We start from the raw sequence: 677 nt of genomic DNA on the forward strand, positions 1-677 counted from the left end.
CTTCTGGGGATGTCATGCTAGTGCAGGTCTAGGAGGACTGCTTACAGGTAATACCGCTGATGGAGGATTATTTGCAAAGGCAGGAACACCACATGGGCAACAGGCAGGAGCAGGACTCGGAGGCACAGTCAGCGAAGGAAGGGCTGCAGGAGGATTATATGCAGGAGCAACTGCAGGAGGTGGTGTGTCTGCCGGTGCAGGTTTACATGGAGTTTCAGGAGAAGGAGGATCCGCCGGATCACTTTACAGTGGTGCCTCAGCAGGAGGAAAGACATACAGCAGTACAAAATATGGAGGAAATGTTAACAAAGAAGTAGAGGTCATCAACGAAAAAGTAATAGAAACACCAGCACCAGCTCCAGCTGTTATACCAGAACCCGCCCCAGCTGCATCAAGATCAAGTGCTGGAATCTCAGGTGGATTATATATATCGAAATCTATAAATGCAGCTCCAGCTCCAGCACCAGCAATTCGTCAAGTAGAACAGGTGACCGAGGAAGAAGCTCCTGCACCTCAGAAAACTTATATCGAAAGAACCGTAATCCCCAATTATGTCGAAAAAACTATTCAAGTACCGTCCTACGAAGAAAGAATAGTAAGAGTACCAACAGTTATTGAAAAAAGAGTTAAAGTTCCCGCACCACCCACAATTATTGAAAAAGAAGTGCCAGTTCCAG

General features: G+C 46.7%; 1 pseudogene. It reads left to right on the top strand.

The window, feature by feature from the left end:
* Positions 1–677: pseudogene (locus EK369_RS22960) on the top strand (hypothetical protein); the annotation flags it as partial.

The organism is Shimia sediminis (assembly GCF_003990645.1).
Lineage (GTDB): Bacteria > Pseudomonadota > Alphaproteobacteria > Rhodobacterales > Rhodobacteraceae > Shimia > Shimia sediminis.